This is a genomic window from Streptococcus sp. ZY19097 (assembly GCF_040731245.1).
In the GTDB taxonomy this organism is placed as follows: domain Bacteria; phylum Bacillota; class Bacilli; order Lactobacillales; family Streptococcaceae; genus Streptococcus; species Streptococcus orisratti.
In genome coordinates, this window is the sequence record NZ_CP160400.1 from 473,018 (window position 1) to 494,077 (window position 21,060).

22 protein-coding genes are annotated in these 21,060 nt (G+C 40.3%); 15 read left to right on the forward strand and 7 right to left on the reverse strand.

Going from position 1 to position 21,060, the window contains the following annotated elements:
* Positions 1-65 precede the first annotated feature (65 nt).
* On the forward strand, positions 66-746 hold the full coding sequence (locus ABZ559_RS02405; protein WP_029180466.1) for an IS6-like element IS1216 family transposase: 681 nt from the start codon (positions 66-68) through the stop codon (positions 744-746).
* A gap of 33 nt (positions 747-779) precedes the next feature.
* Here the strand turns inward: ABZ559_RS02405 and ABZ559_RS02410 are convergent, their stop codons facing one another.
* Positions 780-1,082 carry a helix-turn-helix transcriptional regulator gene (locus ABZ559_RS02410; RefSeq protein ID WP_029743928.1) on the reverse strand — a complete coding sequence of 101 codons (303 nt, stop codon included), beginning with the start codon at positions 1,080-1,082 and terminating at the stop codon, positions 780-782.
* A 129-nt stretch (positions 1,083-1,211) separates the two neighbouring features.
* On the opposite strand from ABZ559_RS02410, the gene ABZ559_RS02415 reads away from it, so the two are divergent.
* Positions 1,212-3,098, forward strand: a complete 1,887-nt coding sequence (locus ABZ559_RS02415) for an XRE family transcriptional regulator (RefSeq protein ID WP_024376919.1) — start codon at positions 1,212-1,214, stop codon at positions 3,096-3,098.
* Positions 3,099-3,312: 214 nt separating this feature from the next.
* On the opposite strand, the gene ABZ559_RS02420 is transcribed toward ABZ559_RS02415, so the two are convergent.
* Complete coding sequence (locus ABZ559_RS02420) at positions 3,313-4,515, reverse strand: IS110 family transposase (RefSeq protein ID WP_367005835.1); 1,203 nt, start codon at positions 4,513-4,515, stop codon at positions 3,313-3,315.
* Between the two features lie 610 nt (positions 4,516-5,125).
* Between ABZ559_RS02420 and ABZ559_RS02425 the strand changes: the two genes are divergently transcribed.
* Positions 5,126-5,695: a hypothetical protein gene (locus tag ABZ559_RS02425; protein WP_024376920.1), complete on the forward strand. Its 570-nt coding sequence runs from the start codon at positions 5,126-5,128 to the stop codon at positions 5,693-5,695.
* A 38-nt stretch (positions 5,696-5,733) separates the two neighbouring features.
* On the opposite strand, the gene ABZ559_RS02430 is transcribed toward ABZ559_RS02425, so the two are convergent.
* The 5 genes from ABZ559_RS02430 to ABZ559_RS02450 form a co-directional block, all read right to left on the reverse strand.
* Entirely contained in the window at positions 5,734-7,689 is a 1,956-nt protein-coding gene (locus ABZ559_RS02430; RefSeq protein WP_024411459.1) for a DNA polymerase, read from the reverse strand.
* 234 nt (positions 7,690-7,923) lie between these two features.
* Positions 7,924-8,472, reverse strand: coding sequence for a DUF2815 family protein (locus ABZ559_RS02435; protein ID WP_024411458.1), 549 nt, complete (start codon positions 8,470-8,472; stop codon positions 7,924-7,926).
* A 4-nt stretch (positions 8,473-8,476) separates the two neighbouring features.
* A complete protein-coding gene (locus ABZ559_RS02440) occupies positions 8,477-9,598 on the reverse strand; it encodes a DUF2800 domain-containing protein (protein ID WP_024411457.1) in 1,122 nt (373 codons plus the stop codon).
* Positions 9,591-9,914: a hypothetical protein gene (locus ABZ559_RS02445; RefSeq protein WP_024411456.1), complete on the reverse strand. Its 324-nt coding sequence runs from the start codon at positions 9,912-9,914 to the stop codon at positions 9,591-9,593. Before ABZ559_RS02445 ends, ABZ559_RS02440 begins: the two co-directional genes overlap by 8 nt.
* Positions 9,889-10,023 (reverse strand): hypothetical protein, encoded by a 135-nt coding sequence (locus ABZ559_RS02450; RefSeq protein WP_256547040.1) that lies wholly within the window; start codon positions 10,021-10,023, stop codon positions 9,889-9,891. The genes ABZ559_RS02445 and ABZ559_RS02450 overlap by 26 nt, the downstream gene beginning before the upstream one ends.
* A gap of 288 nt (positions 10,024-10,311) precedes the next feature.
* Here ABZ559_RS02450 and ABZ559_RS02455 point away from each other — a divergent pair, with 288 nt between their 5' ends.
* The 12 genes from ABZ559_RS02455 to dcm all read left to right on the forward strand — a co-directional run bounded on the left by ABZ559_RS02455 (position 10,312) and on the right by dcm (position 21,043).
* Entirely contained in the window at positions 10,312-12,594 is a 2,283-nt protein-coding gene (locus ABZ559_RS02455) for a phage/plasmid primase, P4 family (protein ID WP_024411455.1), read from the forward strand.
* Between the two features lie 349 nt (positions 12,595-12,943).
* Entirely contained in the window at positions 12,944-13,225 is a 282-nt protein-coding gene (locus tag ABZ559_RS02460) for a VRR-NUC domain-containing protein (RefSeq protein WP_024411454.1), read from the forward strand.
* Positions 13,206-14,582: a DEAD/DEAH box helicase gene (locus ABZ559_RS02465; RefSeq protein WP_367007158.1), complete on the forward strand. Its 1,377-nt coding sequence runs from the start codon at positions 13,206-13,208 to the stop codon at positions 14,580-14,582. The genes ABZ559_RS02460 and ABZ559_RS02465 overlap by 20 nt, the downstream gene beginning before the upstream one ends.
* Positions 14,575-15,051, forward strand: a complete 477-nt coding sequence (locus ABZ559_RS02470) for a hypothetical protein (RefSeq protein WP_029180474.1) — start codon at positions 14,575-14,577, stop codon at positions 15,049-15,051. The genes ABZ559_RS02465 and ABZ559_RS02470 overlap by 8 nt, the downstream gene beginning before the upstream one ends.
* 192 nt (positions 15,052-15,243) lie before the next feature.
* The gene (locus ABZ559_RS02475; protein ID WP_029180475.1) at positions 15,244-15,471 is read left to right on the forward strand and encodes a hypothetical protein; all 228 of its coding nucleotides are present in this window, start codon (positions 15,244-15,246) and stop codon (positions 15,469-15,471) included.
* An 88-nt stretch (positions 15,472-15,559) separates the two neighbouring features.
* The gene (locus tag ABZ559_RS02480; RefSeq protein ID WP_014638129.1) at positions 15,560-15,742 is read left to right on the forward strand and encodes a hypothetical protein; all 183 of its coding nucleotides are present in this window, start codon (positions 15,560-15,562) and stop codon (positions 15,740-15,742) included.
* A gap of 44 nt (positions 15,743-15,786) precedes the next feature.
* The gene (metK, locus tag ABZ559_RS02485) at positions 15,787-16,824 is read left to right on the forward strand and encodes a methionine adenosyltransferase (protein WP_105131013.1); all 1,038 of its coding nucleotides are present in this window, start codon (positions 15,787-15,789) and stop codon (positions 16,822-16,824) included.
* A 1-nt stretch (position 16,825) separates the two neighbouring features.
* The gene (locus ABZ559_RS02490) at positions 16,826-17,191 is read left to right on the forward strand and encodes an HNH endonuclease (protein ID WP_105131012.1); all 366 of its coding nucleotides are present in this window, start codon (positions 16,826-16,828) and stop codon (positions 17,189-17,191) included.
* Positions 17,192-17,489: 298 nt separating this feature from the next.
* Positions 17,490-17,951, forward strand: a complete 462-nt coding sequence (locus ABZ559_RS02495; protein ID WP_114866565.1) for a helix-turn-helix domain-containing protein — start codon at positions 17,490-17,492, stop codon at positions 17,949-17,951.
* A complete protein-coding gene (locus ABZ559_RS02500) occupies positions 17,923-19,176 on the forward strand; it encodes a site-specific DNA-methyltransferase (protein ID WP_105131010.1) in 1,254 nt (417 codons plus the stop codon). The genes ABZ559_RS02495 and ABZ559_RS02500 overlap by 29 nt, the downstream gene beginning before the upstream one ends.
* Positions 19,176-19,766, forward strand: a complete 591-nt coding sequence (locus ABZ559_RS02505) for an HNH endonuclease (RefSeq protein ID WP_024407638.1) — start codon at positions 19,176-19,178, stop codon at positions 19,764-19,766. Before ABZ559_RS02500 ends, ABZ559_RS02505 begins: the two co-directional genes overlap by 1 nt.
* On the forward strand, positions 19,763-21,043 hold the full coding sequence (dcm, locus tag ABZ559_RS02510; protein ID WP_105131009.1) for a DNA cytosine methyltransferase: 1,281 nt from the start codon (positions 19,763-19,765) through the stop codon (positions 21,041-21,043). Before ABZ559_RS02505 ends, dcm begins: the two co-directional genes overlap by 4 nt.
* The last annotated feature ends 17 nt before the right edge of the window (positions 21,044-21,060 follow it).

Sequence of the window (21,060 nt, forward strand, 5' to 3'; positions counted from 1 at the left end):
GCAAAGTTTTAAATCTACTATCAAATAAGGTAGAATAATAGAAAAAGATAGCAGGAGGAATGACGATGAATCATTTTAAAGGAAAGCAATTTCAGCAGGATGTGATTATTGTAGCCGTGGGCTACTATCTTCGTTATAACCTTAGCTATCGTGAAGTTCAAGAAATCTTATATGATCGTGGCATTAACGTTTCTCATACGACGATTTATCGTTGGGTGCAAGAATATGGCAAACTACTCTATCAAATTTGGAAAAAGAAAAATAAAAAATCCTTTTATTCATGGAAAATGGATGAAACGTACATCAAAATTAAAGTAAAATGGCATTATTTGTATCGAGCCATCGATGCAGATGGTTTAACCTTGGATATTTGGTTACGTAAAAAACGGGACACACAAGCAGCCTATGCTTTTCTTAAGCGGTTAGTGAAGCAGTTTGATGAACCGAAGGTTGTAGTCACAGATAAAGCCCCCTCTATTACAAGTGCCTTTAAGAAACTAAAAGAATACGGCTTTTATCAAGGGACAGAACATCGTACCATTAAATACCTGAATAATTTGATTGAACAAGACCATCGTCCAGTAAAGAGACGCAATAAATTCTATCGAAGTTTACGCACTGCCTCTACCACGATTAAAGGTATGGAAGCCATCCGAGGATTATATAAGAAAACCCGAAAAGAAGGCACTCTCTTCGGGTTTTCGGTCTGTACTGAAATCAAGGTATTATTGGGAATCCCAGCTTAAATCATAGATACCGTAAGGGATTTTATTCTTTATTTAAAACTTTGCAACAGAACCCTTTTGTTCCATGAGAAGGTTGTGAGTTAGCTCATCGACCTTCTTTTTGTTTGTCTTGTTGAGTTGTTTGTAGAGGGTGAGGTGGGGATGTTCTTCTTGAAGGTTACTTGCTTCTATATGGAGGACTTGAGCCAGTTCTTTGAGGTGTTTCTTATTAGGGACAGTTTTGCCTGTCTCCCAAGCAGACAGTGTGGCTCTTGTGACCCCTAGTTCGTTTGCGATAGCTGTTTGGGATAGATGATTGGTTAATCGATATTCTTTTAACTTACTGGCAGAAAACATTTTCTCACCCCTTTTGTCATTTTATAGATTGACAAAATTATATCATAGTGTATAATATAAAGCAAGAGTAAAGAGTAGGTATGTTTGTAATTCAAATCTCGATAGCACTATGTTTTAGGAGAACAGGATATGGCGTTTAATTCATTCGAAAAATTGCTTCAATCAAACTATTATAACGATATTTTCAAAGCAGTAGATAATTATATTTACCACCACCGTTCCTATATATCGGTCAAGTCACATACTGTTGAAGACCCAAACTTTAAGAAGTTGGATGATTTTGCGATAAAGAAAGTCTTGTCTCGTAAAGTTAGAGACGGAATAATTGTTTCTGAACTTCAGGTCATTGCTTCTCTTGAAATTAAGGGGCAGACGAAGTATGGCTATGAAATAGATAGTGCCAATCTGTGGTTAAGAATGACGGTTGAGTATGAGTTGAATGAAGGAATACATAATTTTACAGTTCTTCAGGTTAATCCCTTTGATCCAAAAGATTATGATAATAGTGAATTAGGTCTTAGTCCAGAATTTGTTCCATACATTAAAGCTAAGGATATGGATGAGATTGCGGAAGGAATTTTGAAGCAATATTACCCTCAAGCACTAGAAGCTCCCATGGCTTTGCCGATTGATGGCTATCTTGCCAATATCGGATTGACTAAGATGGAGGGTAAGTTAACAGAGGATAGTTCCATTTTTGGAGAGATGGTCTTCAAAGATACAGAAGTTCTATTTTATGATGAGGATACTCCAGAATCAAGACTCGTGAAGAAAAAGACTATTTTAGTAGATCCCGAAGTTATCTGCTTGCGTAATCAAGGGAGTTATAATAATACAATAGTCCATGAATCAGTTCACTGGTTGCTCCATCGTCATCATAATGAGTATAAAATGCTATTTGATCAGAATCATAAACGAAGTAGTAGTCTAAGAGATAACACTATCTCTAGTTCATCAGAGTGGAGAGACTATGACTGGATGGAGTGGCAGGCAAATGGAATTGCTGCTAGAATTCTGATGCCTAAGTCCATGACAAGGCAAAAGGTCAATCAACTCTTTACAGACTACTCCTTAAAATATGCTAGTGATGAGAAATTAACCATGTTTGAAAGAATCATAGATGACCTCGCAGAATTCTTTCAGGTCTCTCGCCTAGCGGCTAAAATTCGGTTACAACAATTGGGCTATCATGAATTTGAAGGCATTTATAATTTCGTTGGAGATGAATATCTACGAAGCTATGGTTGTGAACTTAAAGCTATGACTGAAAACAAAAGCTTCACTATTGCCTTTCCCAACGCTTGTCTGTTGAGTTGGAAGAATGAACAGTTTAGGAAGTTGATGGATTCAGGTCGATATGTTTATGTGGATAACCATTTTTGCTTGAATGATCCTCAATATGTGAACATGGTGGAGTACGGTATTTACGAAATGACAGACTATGCATACAAACATATGGATGAGTGTTGCCTATTGTTTGATATTTTCTATAAGACAGATAAAAATAAGTCTATATCGATCACTATCTTTAATGAGTATGTGATGTATCGTGGAAAATCGACGGTTGAAATAGAGGTGGATTTCTCTGAGTTCACCAATATTGTTAATGGTTCAATAATTCTAGATAGTGGACGAATATTTGAAGAGGTAGTCAGAATCAATGATGAGATGCCGAGTGGCTTTTGTGCCATGCTTATCTACCATCGTACACGCAAAAACATCACTCAAGAAGATCTTGCTGAGGCATCAGGTGTTAGTTTATCTACTATTCAGCGTTTTGAAACTCAAAGAGATGCGAGTAGGAAACTGGAAAAGATGATGGGGATTACTCTTGGAATGAAGCTATATCCTGACTTTAGCTTTAAGTTGATTGAAAAGAGTGGTACAACATTTAGAGATGAGATGCCGACTCATTGTGCTTATAAGATGTTGCTGAGATATTACTATCATTTGGGAGCTTATGAATGCAACCAGAAGTTGATAGAGATGAAGATTCCTGAATTTTGGGAAAAATAATTTTAACGACACCCTTCAAATTTTGAGGGGTGTTTTTTCTACCATTTGTCAAGCCTATCAAGGTTTTAGAGAAAAAATAATTTTCATACAGTCATCAAAATAGGGAAGTGACCTTACTTTACACTAAAGATTTACATAAAAAGTGTATACAAAATCAACACCTTATTTTGTGATTTTTGAAATAAGGTGTTACAATAATATGGCATAAACAGTTTTACCGATTTTGGGTTAAAGTGTAATCGTAAAGTTTGTTATGCATAATGAGGTAATACATTGTCCGGATGAGACGATGTATGGAGGCAATCGTGTGTGGCTTGGTTGAAGTCGTTTGCGATTGCCTTTTTCGTTTCTCATAAAAGTCTGCAATATGGCAAGGATTGGTGTGACTAGCTGAAGCGATATTGTGAATGCATTTGAACAGAATCTTTCTAGCGTAGGGGTTGCCACGCTTGGTAATGTGTTCCTTAGCGATGAAGTTTCCAGATTCATAGTGTCTCAGGTCAATACCGATAAAGGCATTGATTTGATTGGCAGACTGAAAACGGCGAATATCTCCCAGTTCACCAATAATACTTGTTGCAGTCGTCTCAGCGATACCAGGAATAGAAAGCAGAATGTCATACTCTGGTAAAGGTTGAGCTAGTTCCACCATTTCGTCTAAGATTGCTTGTCTCTGTTCAGAAAGTCTAAGCAATTCTTTTGCATAGTAACGGACCTCTTCCATGATTGGAGAGGTTTTCTTGACGGCACAATAAGATTGATTAGCTAGTGCTGTCAGCTTCTCTGCTAAGTAGGCCACACGCTCGTCAGAAATCCGTTTTGAAGTGGACAGACGGATGCTCTTTGAGAGTTCATCCTTGCTTAACTCAAGCACGAAGTCCTTGCAAGGAAACGCAGTAACTAAGTTCCAGTATTGTTCCCCAGTTGGTGTTGACAAGATAGTTTCCAATTCAGGAAAAGTGACCTGTAAGACCTTGTGCAGACGGTTTTTAGCTCGAACGATGTCCTCAGTTAAGTTCTGATAGAACCGACTTGAATCTCGCAGATCTTGATAGACTTCTTCTTGGACATAGGTCGGTTTACGATTCAATACAAACTGAGACTGAGCCAGTTTTTCGGCGTCAATTTGATCTGTTTTTCGCACACGCAAGCTATCCAGTTGCTTCTTGGCTTCTAAGGGATTGAGTCGCGTATAAGCGTAGCTATGTTCATCCAGAAAAGCTTGAAGACGACGAGAATAGACGCCTGTTGCTTCAAAGATGATTTCTGGCTTGTGGACGGTTTTCAAATCGCCAAGTAGCCGAGCAAAGCCAATGGCATCATTGGGCATGGTATAGCCATGAACCTTCTCGCCGTTGACTAGAATGGCCACTTCTGAACTTACTTTACTCACATCAATCCCAAAAACTGCACGCATGATATTACCTCTTTGTCTTGAATGATTCCTTGTTTTAGAGATGTCATTTTCAATACTCGACGTCTAGCGTCCCACATACTTTGATAACATTCTTTCTAAAACAGGTGTCTTGCCAGTTTTTGTTGCGACGTCTAGCGTCAAAAAGCCCCACGACTTAACAAGACACCTCTACTTTATCATCTTGAGAATGAAAAAAGTAGTGAGTACTCTCTCCCGTCGGAGATTTCCTCACTACTAATCTTAGTATGTTTTTGTTTGTTATGCGTGTATTTGAGAGTGGAGGTCATCAAGTTAAGTATGTGAAAGGAAGTTTCAAAAACACTGATTTTAACGATTTTATTGAATGAGGGAAGCTGTTCTACCCCTCATTTTTTGCTGTGTACCATTTCGTTCAATGGTACTATACTAGACTTATCAAGAACACCTTCTGTCAATACGGAGTCATGACGATGACCATAATTTCAGATGTAGAGATGGTGGGAAACTATTTCAGCTTGTGAAATTGGCTGACCGATAACATAGAGGAAAGTAACTATGCGGTCAAGAATATTTTTTGCATGCCTTGATTTGTCATGTGTGCTTTCGGTATTAACTGGAAAGCCAATCAATCATGACAATCAATGTCAACTTTTTCAACTACTGCCAAGCTCAATCTTCATCAACTGGAGTACATCCAACTGAAAGTGAAGTACTAGCACCTATGTTTGTACAGGATTACTACATGACTTCACATCATTCAGGTTTGCTACGTGGCACGTTTCGTCAATGTCGTATCATGGGTATTTCAATACTAACTGCCTTTGTTCCAGTCGCAGAAGAGGACTATGAACAGATGGTCTGGTGGTATAACAACTCAGTTAATGATTATCTCAAAGATTTTCGTAAGCCGAGTAAAAATGCCCCTAAAGTTTCATCCTGGGAAGCATTCACAGAGAAACAAGATTTACCAGTTATTGATGATGGGATTGAGCTTTATCTATTCATGGATCAATTTGAGTTTTTGAAATCAAAACTTGCAGAATCAAACTTTCAAGCACCAGAAATTTTGGAAATGCTATTTGATGGTTATGAGAATAAGGAAATCTTTGAAAAACTAGGAGTTCAGAAATCTGCAGGCTATAAAAAAGTCAATAATACTAAGAAAGAAGGGTTTGAGCTTTACAAAGAATTAAATAAATAACAGAATCGCCATCTCAATTGTGAGGTGGCGATTTTTTGCTAATCTTTCTGATAGAATATGCATTCGTATCCATCGGCACGAAGGTTAATATCAGACATCCAGTCTGGTGCAATCCCCATTAATAATGCAATCTCATCAAGTTTTTGTTCCATTGGGCATTCGATTATTACTTCATCATGTACATGTCCTACAATTTTAAACTCTTTCAGTTGTTTCAAAGAGTATGCAAGAATGTCACGGCTGATAGCTTGTACAATGTTCTCCACAAATTTTGGACCATAACTTTCTAACCTCTCCCAACGTTTAGCAGTTCCAGTTCCCTCATAAGTGACGGACTCTCCACCGAACTGGTTCTCTCCAATTCTTGGTTTAATATATGCTAATTTACGACCAGATGGGAGTGTAATGAATAGAATGCCACTTCTTACTTCAAATTGAATACCGTGAGTAGATGTTGGAATTTGTTCCTTTACAGCAGTCTTTACAGCATTATCGACATCCCACCATAAGAGAACGATATTGGGATTTGCTTGTCGCCAAGAGTTCACTAGTGGTTGGAGTTCTTCCTCCGATAGTCCCATATCAATTGCTCCCATGGCTTTGAGTGCACCGACTGAACCACCATATCCGCAAGCAAGTTCCGCAATTTTCCCTTTTTGTCTCAATTCAGAATTTTGTCCGTGTTTTTCAACTGGTACTCCAAACATCTGAGAAGCGGACATACAGTAGATGTCTTTTCCCAGTTCAAATACCTTACTACGCCATCTCTCCCCTGCCAAGTGGGACAGGATTCGAGCTTCGATAGCTGAAAAGTCGCAAACAATGAATTTCTTTCCTTTACTAGGGACAAAGGTCGTTCGGATAAGTTGAGATAAGGTATCTTGTGTGTCGTAGAGTAGCTCAGTAGCTTCTAAGTCACCTGTTCTGAAAAGTTCTCTAGCTTCCTCTAGGTCAGGAAGATGGTTCTGTGGTAAATTCTGAAGCTGTACCAAACGGCCAGCCCATCGACCTGTACGGTTAGCTCCGTAAAATTGAAACATCCCCCTTGCTCGACCGTCCTTACAAACACAGTTCATCATGGCTTGATATTTGGATACACTTGATTTGGCGGCTTGCTGACGAAGTTTAAGAACTTGAGCAGTCGTATGATCAACCATTTTGAGAAGTTCTTTCACCGCTTTTTTGTCGAGTGAATCTGTAGTTACTCCATGTTCACGTAGCCAGCCAATCATCTGTAGAACAGAGTTGGGATTTTCTAGACTTGTTAAAGCTTTCAGTTCCTCTTGGATTTGAGCTTTGCTCTCTGTATCAATTTTGATTGCTGCTTTAACAAAATCAACATCTATGCCAATACCTCGGTCGTTGATAATCTGATCCTGGAGGTACTCATCCCAAACAAAATCAGGTACTGGGAAGTTTTTCAGTCGTTCCTTGATGGCCAATTCGACCTCAACATCACGTCTGTTGTAATCGATAAAGGTAGCCCACTTGTCAGGCGCGTGATGTGGAAAGTTGCGAATTCGTCCCTCATTGACTTTGGTAGGCTTACAAGGTACGCAGAAGTAGCGAATGAGGTCAGCCCCCTCTCTCATCTTTTTGTCTTTGAGTTTGAGAACTGTTCCAACCCCTTCTAAGGAAAGTGGGAGTCCTAAATATGCGGACCAAATCATGCTACACCGCCATGAATTAGGCGAGAGAAATCCATCTGATAAGAATTCAGGATGATATTTCTTGAGCCAGTTGGATATGCAAATTCGCTCAAATGAAGCGTTGAATGCCCATTTTATGACACTATCATTCACCAAGGCCTCAAGGATATCTTGTGGAAATTTCTCTTTAGTTAAGTCATATACAGTAACTGGTCCATTATCGACAGATACCGCAAACAAAAGGATTTCAAAACTGTCATCTTCCGCATAGCGATAGACACCAGATTTTCGTAAGTCAATTTCACAATAAGTTTCGATGTCTATACTGATCTCTTTAATTGGCATAGTTTGTCCTTTCTGAAAAAGGTGACAGAAGTACTGCCACCTTGAGTTCTATTTGTTTTTTCGACTGAGTGGTGTTTGACTAAGTTTTTCTTTATTTTGCTTTGCCTTTCGTTCCATTTCATTTCGAATGTCATCTCTAATGGTCATATATCCGAAGTATAGTCCGATAAGCACCCAGAGGCTCATAATAGTACAAGTTAAAATAGTATACATCATTAATCTAATTCTCTCTTTCTAGTTCAAAAAGTCATCATCGTCTTCTGTCGCAAAATCATCTTCAGCACGAGTGCGACCACCGAGGGGCTCGCCATCACGCAATTTTTGCAAGTTATTCAAACCGCAAGCAATCCCTTTATTGCCATTGGAATTAAATGCGTAGAAGGTAATAGAAGCACGTCCGTAGATGCCTGAATACAATTCTGATGTATCAATGATTTCTTGACGATTTCCGTCAACCACCCCAGGTTTGTGTGGAGAGTTGGCATTCACAAAGTAAGCATTTTTGTATGCTTCATCATCCGGGCGTTCAAGGTCACCATCACGAAGTGGAGTTTTTAGAGTAGATAATGCAGGTACAGATTTACCGTTGCCCTTGAGTTTTGACTCACCTTCTTTGTATGCTTGCTCAATAGCGGCATTGATTTTGTTAATGGTGACAGTATCCTCTTTTGGGATGATGAGTGAGGCACTGTACTTGGGAATACTACCGTTAATTGACTTGGGCTCATTGGCATTTAAGTAGCTGAAGCGAGTGTTTGGTCCTGTAATTACTTTAGTTGTCATATAGTTATTCCTCTTTAAATTCATGTTTGGCTAGGTTCATCTCTTGACGGCTATCGTCAATTGGAACGAGTGTTGGTTTACCACTTGGCTTTATTATGAGACCACCAAGGAGGTCATTAAAGGTTTTCTTGCCGAGGAGTTTGGTCATGGCAGTGATAGTGAGCAGTTTCTTCTCGTAAGGGTCGAAGCCAGCTTCAATCACAGCTTGACTCACGGCAGCTTCGTCTGAAAATTTACGAACAGAGCGACCTTCAACCAGTTTGTATCCTGGGATGTGATGTCCTTCGGTCGCTTGATTTAAAGCATATGCTTTGATGTCATTTGCCCATGAAATCAACAAATCTAGTTTAGGCAAAATCTCTGCAATGTCCTCGTTATCTAGTGTTTCTGGCTTTGCAAACTCCATCTTAGCTAGTGCCAAATTATCCTCAGCACGTTTGCGACAGACATTCTTGAGTTTGCAGAATTGGCAGTGTTTACCAGACTCCATTTCTCCCTCACCTTTGAATGCAAGTTCAGCTTTTGGAGCGAGTTCATTTTCAGCCCATTCAAGCAACTCAGTCTTTTCTATCTCAAAGGTAGATATGTTATGTTTTCGTGGTTGAAAGATGGTCATGGTGACTTTATCGAAATCATAAAGCCCATCAAACATCTCAAGAGCACCTAGGGCATAACACATCATTTGTGGGTTATGGTCTGCATCAACTAGAACACCAAGTCCGTGCTTATAATCAATAACCTGAAGAAGTCCATCTGCCACAATAAGGCAATCTCCAGTTCCAAATCCTTCAGGTACCCACTTAGAAAAGTCCAGTCGTTGTTCGATAAGAACTGTAGGGTCACGAGAGTAGCCTCTGGCTTTCTCAACTTGCTCCATGACATAGTTGCGGTATTCTTCTGCGCAATTCTGCATGTCATCGTTGTAAAATGCCAAATCCTCAGTTGGATCACGCGCATTCCTACCTAAAGCTTTCTCGACTAGATAAGCACATAACTCGTGAGCATCCGTACCTTCAAGGGCAAACTCAGAGTTTACATCTGGCATATCTTCTGTTAACCGAATGGAAGGTGGGCAGTTCAACCAACGATGTGATGCAGAAGCAGATAGAATGGCGTGGTTAGTCATTACCAATCCCTCCAGCTTCTTCAAGGACTGCCGCAAAGTGTTTAGGGTCAAGAGCTGATAGAGAAGAAGCACCGTATGCATTTAGAAGAGCACGAACCTCATTCTTAAAGCCATCTTTTGCCTTTGTTGCAAGGACTGCACGGACATCCTCCAATTGAATTTCCTTTTGTAGTTCATTTTTTGGTGGATTTGATTTAGGTACTGTTTCATCATCAGTAGATAGGAGTTTTTTGAACTCATCCACCAATCGAAGGTAGTACTTTGCAGTTTCTTCCATATCATGAATTAGTCTATTCAGTTCTTTCATTTTGCTCATTGTTTTCTTCCTCCATAATTTTCCGAGCGAGTAGTTTTGAGATGACGCTGATAGCGATGAGAGTATCAGCTACGTTTTCATCAGGTTTGATGTATGGTTCGTTTACCATATTTGGTCCTCCTATCTTACTAAGTAAGGTTTTGATTAATTTTTCCACTTTGTAAGAGATTTTTTTTAGCCATATCCCTTACACATTACTAAGTAGAACCAAGTGATGTTTTTCCGTTAGATTTGAAAAAATTTTGAGTATCAAAAAAGTTTCCTGTGCAATTTAATAGGAAACTTCTATTTTTTTGAATAATTTTTTCTGAGAGAGCGGAAAGATTTGTCAGATTCTTACTTAGTAAGTTAAGAAGATATATTTCTAAAAATACTGCAAAAATATGGAGGGTGCATAATGCAATTTACCTTATCTCATTCAGGACAGACTGGGGTTCAGACAACCACTGTCTACCCCAATCAAGTAGCTATTACTGATGAAATATCGCTACAAACTGTTGTGCAATTCGACCATGTGGCGGGGCTGTTTTTAAACAATACACGCTCAAATGCCAATTTCATCAAGTCAGATGTACTGGTCATGGATATTGATAATGACCATTCTGAAAATCCAGAAGAGTGGATAGCTGTAGAGAGACTAAAAGAAATCTTTGCGGATTATAACTTTGCCTTGGTAACTAGTCGAAGTCATATGCAGGCTAAGGCAGGAAAAGCTCCAAGACCAAAATTTCATATTTATTTCCAAATCAATGAGGTAACTGATAAAGATATTTATGTAGCCATGAAGGAAGAACTCTGTAATCAATACAAGTTTTTTGATGATCATGCCAAGGATGCGGCAAGGTTTTTCTTTGGAAATCCCAATGCACAGGTTATATGGCATGATTCATGGCTAACTATTGATGAAGATTTGTTTCAAGCTGTGTCTATTGATGATGAGGAAGATTTCGATGCAGACTTCTATACTCCTACAAGTGGACCAATCCAGCAAGGGAGTCGTAATTCAACGATGTCTGTATTTGCAGCTAAGATCCTAAAACGCTTGGGAGTAACGAAAGAAGCAAGAGATGGCTTTGATGAACAAGCTCAAAAATGTGTTCCTCCTCTAGATAAGGCGGAGTTAGACACCATCTGGGGTAGTGCCGTTCGATTCTACAATAATACGATTCAGAACTCCAAAGGCTATGTGGCACCTGATGTTTTCAATAATGAAGCGATGCGTCCAGATGATTTTACTGATATTGGTGAAGCGGGTTTACTAGCTCGTGAGTTTGGAGATAGGATTGCCTTCACACGTGAGACAGATTACCTAGCCTATAACGGAAAATACTGGGTAGAGGATGAGCAATTAGCCATGCGTCAAGTTCATACATTCTTAGATGAGCAGCTAGAGGTTGCGAATGGTGATTTGGAAGATAAAACCAAAAAACTGATTCAGACAGGGATTCCAGAGGAGTTGATTTTTAAAGGGCTTAAGGTACTAGAAAAGGCGATAGACACTCCAGTACAATCATCTGCTTTCAAGGAGTATAAGAGGGCATTTGATTTCCATAAATTTGTCATGAAGTACCGAGATTATCGCAACCTCTCAGCTATTGTCAAAACTGCCAAGCACATGGTTCGGATGAGTGTCTCTGAATTTGATAATAATGAAATGTTGCTGAACACACCTAATGCCACAATCGACCTGTCAAAAGGACTAGCTGGTGTTAAAGACCATGTGTCATCAGATTATTTGACTAAAATGGCGACAGCCTCTCCAAGTGATAAAGGAAAAGGTTTGTGGTTGGAGACGCTTGCCACCTTCTTCTGTGGGGATCAAGAATTGATTGACTACGTTCAGATGGTGGTTGGTATGGCAGCCATCGGTAAGGTTTATCAAGAGCATCTCATTATTGCTTACGGCAGTGGTGCGAACGGTAAGTCTACCTTCTGGAACACTATCGCAAGAGTGCTTGGGAACTATTCAGGCAAACTGTCTGCCGATGCGCTTACTATGAGTGTTCGTCGTAATGTCAGTCCAGAAATGGCTGAACTAAAAGGCAAACGCCTCATCATTGCATCAGAGATGAGTGAGGGCATGAGGTTAAATACCTCCATGGTGAAACAGCTCTGTTCTACTGATGAAATCTTGGCTGAGAAGAAGTACAAAGCACCGTTTCATTTTGTCCCATCTCATACGCTAGTGCTTTACACTAACCACCTTCCTAAAGTTGGAGCGAACGATGATGGGATTTGGCGACGTCTGATTGTCATTCCTTTCAATGCCAAGATTACTGGTCGTAGTGATGTCAAGAATTTTGCGGACTACCTTTACGATGAAGCAGCACCAGCCATCATGACTTGGATTATTGAAGGGGCAGAAAAATCCGTCAAAGCTCACTTCAAGTTTACTTTGCCAAAGGTCGTTCAAGAATCGGTAGCTGCCTACCGTGAAGCAAACGATTGGATGGGGCAGTTCTTGTCAGATTGTTGCGATGTTGACGCTACTTTCACGGAGAAGTCGGGAGAACTATACTCCACTTACCGTACTTATTGCTTAAAGGTAAATGAGTACACGCGCAGCACAACAGATTTTTATACTGCCCTAGCTAACGCTGGTTTCACCAAGAAAAAGACAAGTAAAGGAATGATTGTTCAAGGTTTACGACTGAAAGAAGACGATGATTTTCTTAATTAAGGCGTGACAGTCGGTGCAGATCGTCATACTCACCCAAGGAATAGTAGTGACGGTCGTGATAGGCGAAAAGTAAACTCATTTCAAAATCTTATTTTTATTCTTTTTGAAAACTGTAGAGAGTTTTGAAATGGATTGTCACGACCTGCATTAATGGTCAAAAGTGCAGGTCTAGAAGGTCACATACAAAAGTTGCCATAGGGGATTTTCAAAGTGCAGGTCTAGAAGGTCATTTCTATAACTTGTATATAAGAAAAAATAAAAAGAATAAAAAAATATATAGGAAAGTTAAGGAACTGACTACCTTGACCTGCACTTTTACCTTGGCGATGTTTTGACGAAAGGATCAGTTATGAGAGAAAAAATTGTTGAACAGAAGTTAGTAATTGAAGTGAAAAAGCGTGGAGGGATTTGTCCTAAGTGGGTATCACCATCCTTTTCTGGTGTGCCAGATCGCTTGGTGTTTTTACCCAATGGCAAGTTTGGCTTGGTGGAAGTAAAAGCTCCTGACCAAAAGCCAAGGATGTTGCAAGTGTCAAGGCATAAACTGTTCGAGCGGTTAGGTTTCAAGGTTTACGTTATTGACCGAATTGAGATGATTGGAGAGGTGCTAGATGAAATTGACATTACATAACTATCAGGTAGTCGCCAAGGACTTCATCATAGGTCACCCTTATGCAGCAGTCATCCTAGACATGGGGATGGGGAAGACGGCTACAACATTATCCGCTGTGAATGAATTGATGTTTGATAGATTTGAAGTCACTGGGGTTTTAGTTATTGCCCCACTTCGAGTCGCAAATACAGTATGGAGTGATGAGATTGAGCAATGGGCGGAGTTGCGTCACTTACGGTATTCGAAAATTGTGGGAACTCCCAAGCAACGAAAAGTAGCTCTCCAGAAAGATGCGGATATCTATATTGTCAATCGTGAAAACCTTCCTTGGTTGGTGGAACAATGTAGTCCCTATTTCAAGTGGGATATGGTAGTGATTGATGAATTGAGTTCTTTCAAGTCTTGGCAGTCCAAGCGTTTCAAAGCCTTTATGGCAATGCGTCCTTACATGAAACGTATCGTTGGGTTGACTGGAACACCAAGTTCAAACGGACTAATGGATTTGTTTGCAGAGTTTAAAGTCATTGACGGAGGAGAACGCCTTGGTCGATTCATTGGTGAGTTTCGTAGTCGTTACTTTGAAGAAGGTCGTCGCAACGGAAACATTGTCTATGAATACATCCCCATGGACTATGCGGAGTGTCAAATTCAAGACAAGATTAGTGATATTACCATTTCCATGAAAGCATTAGACTATCTGGATATGCCTGAATTGATTTCAACCAAGAAACTGGTGCGTATGTCAGAAAAGGAAAAAGAAAAGTACAGTCAGTTTAAGAAAGAGTATGTAATGTCAGAGTTAGATGGATTAGAAGTGACTGCCGCCAATGCTGCAAGCCTGACGAACAAGTTAGTTCAGTTGTCCAATGGAGCCGTATATACTGATGATCATACGGTTGTGGCATTACATGAACAGAAACTAGATGCCCTTGAAGATATCCTTGAATCCGCAAATGGAGAACCTGTCTTAGTTGCCTATTGGTTCAAACATGACTTAGCTCGGATTATTAATCGTTTAGAAAAACTCAGGGTAAAGAGTCGGGTGTTGAAAACAGAAGAAGATATTCGTGAATGGAACAAGGGAAATGTCCCAGTTGGCTTACTTCATCCAGCTGGAGCAGGTCATGGGTTGAACCTCCAAAAAGGTGGTCACAACTTGGTCTGGTTTGGTTTAACATGGTCGTTGGAACTATACCAACAAACAAATGCACGACTTTGGCGTCAAGGCCAGGAGGCTGAAACAGTTGTTATCCAACACATTGTGACTGAAGGAACGATTGATGAGGAAATCCTCAAGGCACTAGAAAACAAAGATGCACAACAAGAACGGCTGATTGAAGCTGTAAAAGCACAAGTAGGAGGAGCAGATGGATAAGGCAGAGCACATTCTGACGCATTACAATGAACTTAAAAGTGACTTGGAGATGTTAAAGTATCGTTTGGATCATTTTAAACCAGTGACAGAAAATGAGGTTATTGGTTCGCTAGTTTTTGAGAAATCTGATGAACCTAGGGTTAAAAGTACACCTACCAATCGACGATCAGAGATGATTGCACTGAATTTTCGTGAGAAGATGATTCAGGAAAACGAGGAACAATTGGCAGATTTATCTCAGCGGTATATCCGATTGGCTAATGACCTTGATAATTTTGAGATGGCTTTAAAATTTCTAAAGGGAGATTTGTATGATTTTGCACAATCCATGCTTAAGACAGATAGTAATTGGGATAGCTTGATGAGAGAGTTTCATATTAGCCGAAGTACTGTTAGAAATTGGCGACGTAAGGTCTTAGACCATGTTAGGGAAGTTTATCTGAAAATGGGATTTTCTTTGGAAAAGTAACCTCTCCCTGACCTCTCCCTAACCTACCAGTAACCTACCCCTGCACTAAGTGTGACCCAACATTGACCTCACTTTGTCAAAATTTGTGGTAGAATTGTAAGTGTCAAAATAGATAAAAATCTCCCTCAAATGACTGGATATTCTTTGGCTGATAGGGTAATATACACCTAGAAAAACCAAAGGAGAATAACCATGTGGACTGACGGACGGATTGATTATCAAGGACAAAAAGTGGATTACATTGCCAAGGTTAGTCCCCAACCTTCAGAAGTTGGAATTGACCTTGGATGTGTTTTCAAATTAGATATTGAAGTAGCTGAAGAAACAATCGTTTCTTACGACAGAGGATGGGAAATCTATCCTGAAACAGAAAATCGTGAAGCCATTCTTGAGGCGGTTTTGTTGGTTTTAACTGTTTAAAATATCTTTAAATTAATGCAGAAAAGACTGGATATATCTCCTTTTTAGAGTTAATATGTACACAACAAAAGAAGAGGAGAACAATACAATGACAAAACGCCAAGAAGAAAAACTCAATGCCCTTTTAACAGAGATTGCTAAAGAAGAACTACTAGTTGAAACTTTGGAAAAACGTTGGAGTGACAACCTTGATTTCTACGATGTTTCGGTTTGGGGAATCAAAAGAGCATTGGAGAGAGCCTACGAAGCAGGCCGACAATCAGTAAAATAAACCAAAGCCTAGCCCAAGGGTTGGGCTTTTTGCGTGGAGGAATTATGATTATTTCTAGTGAACAAGTGTCGGTTGGACACCCAGATAAAATCTGTGACCAGATTTCAGATGCCATTTTGACGGAGTGTCTCAAGTATGATAAATCAAGTCGAGTGGCAGTTGAAACCTTAATCAAGGATAACCAAGTTGTGGTAGCTGGTGAAATTTCAACTAGACATTACTTTAATCTCGAGAACATTGTACGTCAGGTTGTCGAGCCACTTGGTATGAAGAATGTTCGGGTAACTAACCTACTTGGACTCCAAAGTTCTGATATTGCCAAAGGTGTTGATAATGGTGGTGCTGGTGACCAAGGAATGATGTTCGGTTATGCGACAGATGAAACACCTGAGTACCTACCCCTTCCTTATGTTCTAGCCACTCGAGTCCTTGAGAAACTGATGTCACTTGGCCACCCCATACTTGGAAAGGACGCTAAGGCACAGGTATCCTACGAATATGAGAAGAAACGGATTGACACCTTCTTAGTTTCCATCCAACATGCAGATACAGTAGACCTAGCCAAAGTGAAGCGAATTGTGACTGAGGCTATGATGGCAGTAGCTCTTCGTTACAATCAGAATCTAGATTTCAACGTTCTAGTCAATCCAACTGGACGTTTTGTTCTTGGTGGTTCATTTGCGGATGCAGGAGTTACTGGACGTAAGATTGTTGCAGATACATATGGTGGTTTCGCACATCATGGTGGGGGTGCCTTCTCTGGAAAAGACCCAAGCAAGGTTGACCGCTCCGCAGCATACATGGCACGAAAGATTGCTAAGGATATTGTACGAGAAGGGTATGCGAAACGATGTGAAGTACAATTAGCCTACGCCATTGGAGTTGCAGAACCTGTGTCGGTGTATGTAGAAACCTTTGGAACGAGTCGCTACACCACAAAACAACTGGAAGGAATGATTCGTGAGCGGTATGATTTAACACCACAAGGTATCATTAAAGAGCTTCATCTCTTGAATGTAGACTACACCAAAACATCTTGCTTTGGGCATTTCACGAAAGACTATCTACCTTGGGAGAAGTAAAATGCCAAGAAGACCAAGCATACCTTGTAAACAAAATGGTTGTCCTAACTTAGTATCTTATGGTCAGAAATATTGTGAGAACCATAAAGCAAACCACCAACTGGATTCCAAGTCAACCAAAGCCAAAGGATACAATGCCCAATGGAATAAAGCACGACTTCGTTACTTAAAAGTTCATCCCCTCTGTGTTCATTGCAAAGCCAAAGGTCAACTGACCAAGGCAACTGTTGTTGACCATATCACACCCCACCGAGGTGACCAAGAACTCTTTTGGAATCAAACCAACTGGCAAGCACTTTGTAAGTCTTGTCATGACAGAAAGACCAATACGACTGACCGATATGTGGAGTATACGTATCGATTTTAGTCTTGGAGTTTCGTTACAAAAGTATCTCATTTTTCACCCATTGGGGGAGGGGGGATGAAATCTCTAAAACCTTGGGAGACTAAGACCGACGCCCCCTCAAACGTGTAATTTCGCAAAATTCGCAAGCGGGTACATTAAAATCGCTCAATTATTACGTTCGTTCCCACCGTTATCACGTTTCTAATGTGGGGATGTAGCGTTCCAAAGTATGTCATTTTGGTAATAAAATAGTGAAAAAGGCTAGAAACAATGTAGAAAATAGTTGTTTTTAGTCCTTTTTTGCTGGAAAGGAAAACAAATGGACGAAAGTCAACGCAAACAAATCTGGAAAATGCGAGCAGAAGGTCTTGGCTATGGCTTAATCGGTAAGGCTACAGGACTGTCTAGAGATTCTGTTAAAAAATACTGTAAACGAAATCCAGCATTGCTTGGTCATGGAGTGGCGACAAAGCAAATGGCAAAAGCCGACCAGAATGACGGACTCCGTTGCCCTCAGTGTTATCAAACACTTAAATTTCATAAAAGAGGAAGACCAAAGAAGTTCTGTTCGGATAAGTGTCGTAAGGTTTGGTGGACAACACATTCTGACGAACACGATAAATCAAAAACCGCATATGAAGATTTGACTTGCCAGCAATGTGGCAGGTCATTTTTATCTTATGCCAATCCAAATAGAAAATATTGTAGCCATTCGTGTTACATCCAATCACGCTTTTATAAAGGAGAAACCAATGACAAGTCAACCAACAATGGAAATTAGAGAGATTCGATTATCTGAACTACACCCAGCCTCCTACAATCCTCGAAAAAAACTCAAAATGGGTGACAAGGAGTATGAAAAGATTAAGCAAAGCCTACTCAAGTTTGGTTACGTTGACCCCATCATCGTCAATAAAGACTTGACGGTAATTGGTGGCCATCAACGATTAACTGTATTGAAGGACTTAGACTATGAAACTGCCAAATGTGTTATTGTCGATTTATCCAAGGAAGATGAAAAGGCCCTAAACATTGCCCTTAACAAAATCACCGGTCAATGGGACGACCAGCTTTTGGCGGATTTGCTTTTGGATTTACAGGAGTCGGATTTCAATCTCGACCTGACTGGTTTTGAACCACCAGAAATTGATGACATTCTCTCCAACATTCATGACAAGGAGTTATCTGAAGATGACTTTGATGTGGACGAGGAGTTGAAGAAACCGACAGTAGCAAGACGTGGGGACGTCTGGCAACTTGGTAAACACCGAGTGATTTGTGGTGACTCAACTAAGGCAGAAACCTACGACCAACTTTTAGGTGATAAGAAAGTCAATCTTGTTGTGACAGACCCGCCGTATAATTGCGATGTTGAAAAGACGGCAGGTAAAATTCAAAATGATAATATGGGTGATTCTGAATTTTATCAGTTTCTTTTAGCTATGTTTACTCAAGTTGAGAACCACATGGAAGTCGACGCCTCAATCTACGTATTTCATGCGGATACGGAAGGATTGAACTTCCGTAAGGCATTTAAGGATGCTGGTTTTTATCTCAGTGGATGTTGCATTTGGAAGAAGAACTCATTAGTGCTTGGACGTAGTCCTTATCAATGGCGACATGAGCCAGTCTTATACGGGTGGCGTCAAAAAGGCAAACACCAATGGTTCAGTGACCGTAAACAGACGACCATTTGGGAATACGACCGTCCTAAGTCCAGCAAAGACCATCCAACCATGAAGCCGATTCAGCTCATGGCTTACCCTATTCAAAATTCATCCATGAGAGGGACTTTGGTATTGGATCCTTTCCTTGGGTCTGGGTCAACCCTCATTGCGGCAGACCAGACAGGACGTATCTGTTATGGGATTGAACTTGATGAGAAGTTTGTGGATGTCATTGTGAAACGCTACATGGAAGCAACGGACAATACAGATGTGACGGTAGTCCGTGAAGGTCAATCAATCAGTTATGAAGAAGCAGTGAAACAGTTAGGGGGGATGTAATGTCTAATGTTCACTATTCATTTATTGGTTCAATTGGTATAGGAACTTTGAAAGATGGCACTCAATTTAGGTTTGATAGAGACAGATTCTCACTTATAGAAGATATTAACTTCTACCGAAATAAAAGTAACGATGAAGATGCAAAGTCGTACATTATTTGTGCGAAAGGCAAATATCTTCATCGTTACTTATTTGGTCATCGCCATGGATATGAAATCGACCACATTAATCTAGATACCTTTGATAATCGTTCTGAGAATATTCGTTTTTGTACGCATCAACAAAACCAAATAAATCAAGGTCTACAATCAAATAATACTTCTGGAGTAACAGGGGTTAGTTATTATAAACCAAGACAAAAATATCGTGCCAGAATCAAAATCTCTCAACGTGATATTCACCTGGGTTATTATGATACATTCCTAGAGGCAACCCAAGCTAGGAATGTTGGCATTGAATTGTTGTTTGGTGAGTACGGTCGTTATAACAAAGTTCCTGAAGTACCAAACTGGATTCGTAATAAAGTTGAGAAAATATGTAGGAATTATAAGTCATTCGCTTTAACAAATTATAGGGAGGAGACGGTATGAGCTTAACCTTTCTTGATTTCTTTGCAGGAGTGGGTGGTTTTCGTCGTGGTTTGGAACTAGCTGGTTTCAAATGTATCGGTTACTGTGAAAAGGATAAGTTTGCACGAAAATCTTATGAAGCAATGTATGACACGAAAGGAGAATGGTTTCATGACGACATCACAAACATTGACCCAACACAACTTCCAAAAGCAGATTTATGGACTGCGGGAAGCCCTTGTCAAAATGTGTCTATCGCAGGGAAGCGAGCAGGACTATACGGTGAACGAAGTGGACTCTTTTTTACATTTGTTGACCTCCTCCAAATCCAAAAGGAAGAAGATAAACCCGAGTGGATACTCCTTGAAAATGTTAAGGGACTTTTATCAAGTGGCGGGGGACGAGATTATCTCGACTATCTCTCTATCTTGGATGAAGCAGGGTACGACCTTGAGTGGCAAGTGTTCAATTCAAAAGACTACGGAGTACCCCAAAATCGAGAACGCATCTATACTCTCGGACATCTTAGAAGCAGAGGTCGACGAAAAGTACTACCTATCAGCGGAGAAAGCGGTAGCCATCTTAAGCAACTTGTAGGTGGTATGCAAAGCTATCGTGTCTACGACCCTAGTGGAATTGCTACAACTCTTGTTGGTGAGGGTGGAGGACTGGGTGCTAAGACAGGTCTTTATCTAATTGACCAATCTTTGACCGAACCAAAGTTGACAGATGAGGCACGTTGTATCACCGCACGATATACTGCTGGAGCTACAAAACGGACTGCGATGAATTCTGGAGTACTCGAAATTCAACCCATTCTGACACCCAATCGAATCAACAAACGTCAAAATGGACGTAGGCTCAAAGAACAGGATGAGCCAATGTTCACATTGACCTCTCAAGACCGCCATGGTGTTCTTGAAGGCATCAAGGTCAGAAATGGTACGAAGCAAGGTTATCAAGTTGCAGAGGTTGGAGATTCGGTAGATTTATCTTATCCCAACTCTCCAACGAGACGAGCAAGAGTTGGGAAGGGAATTGCCCATAACCTCTCCTGTGGTGGTCAAATGGGTGCTGTGGTTTGGAATGATCGAATTGTAAAAATCAGACGTTTAACCCCTAGAGAATGTTTTCGCCTGCAAGGTTTTTCGGATGATTTGTTCGAGAAAGCCCAAGCAGTAAACTCCGATGCCCAACTGTATAAACAAGCTGGGAATGGTGTGACGGTAACAGTTGTCTATGCTATTGGTTGTGCCATTCTAGCAAGCGAAGAAATATCGAAAATATCTTCAAAATAATCGAGAAATGACTGGAT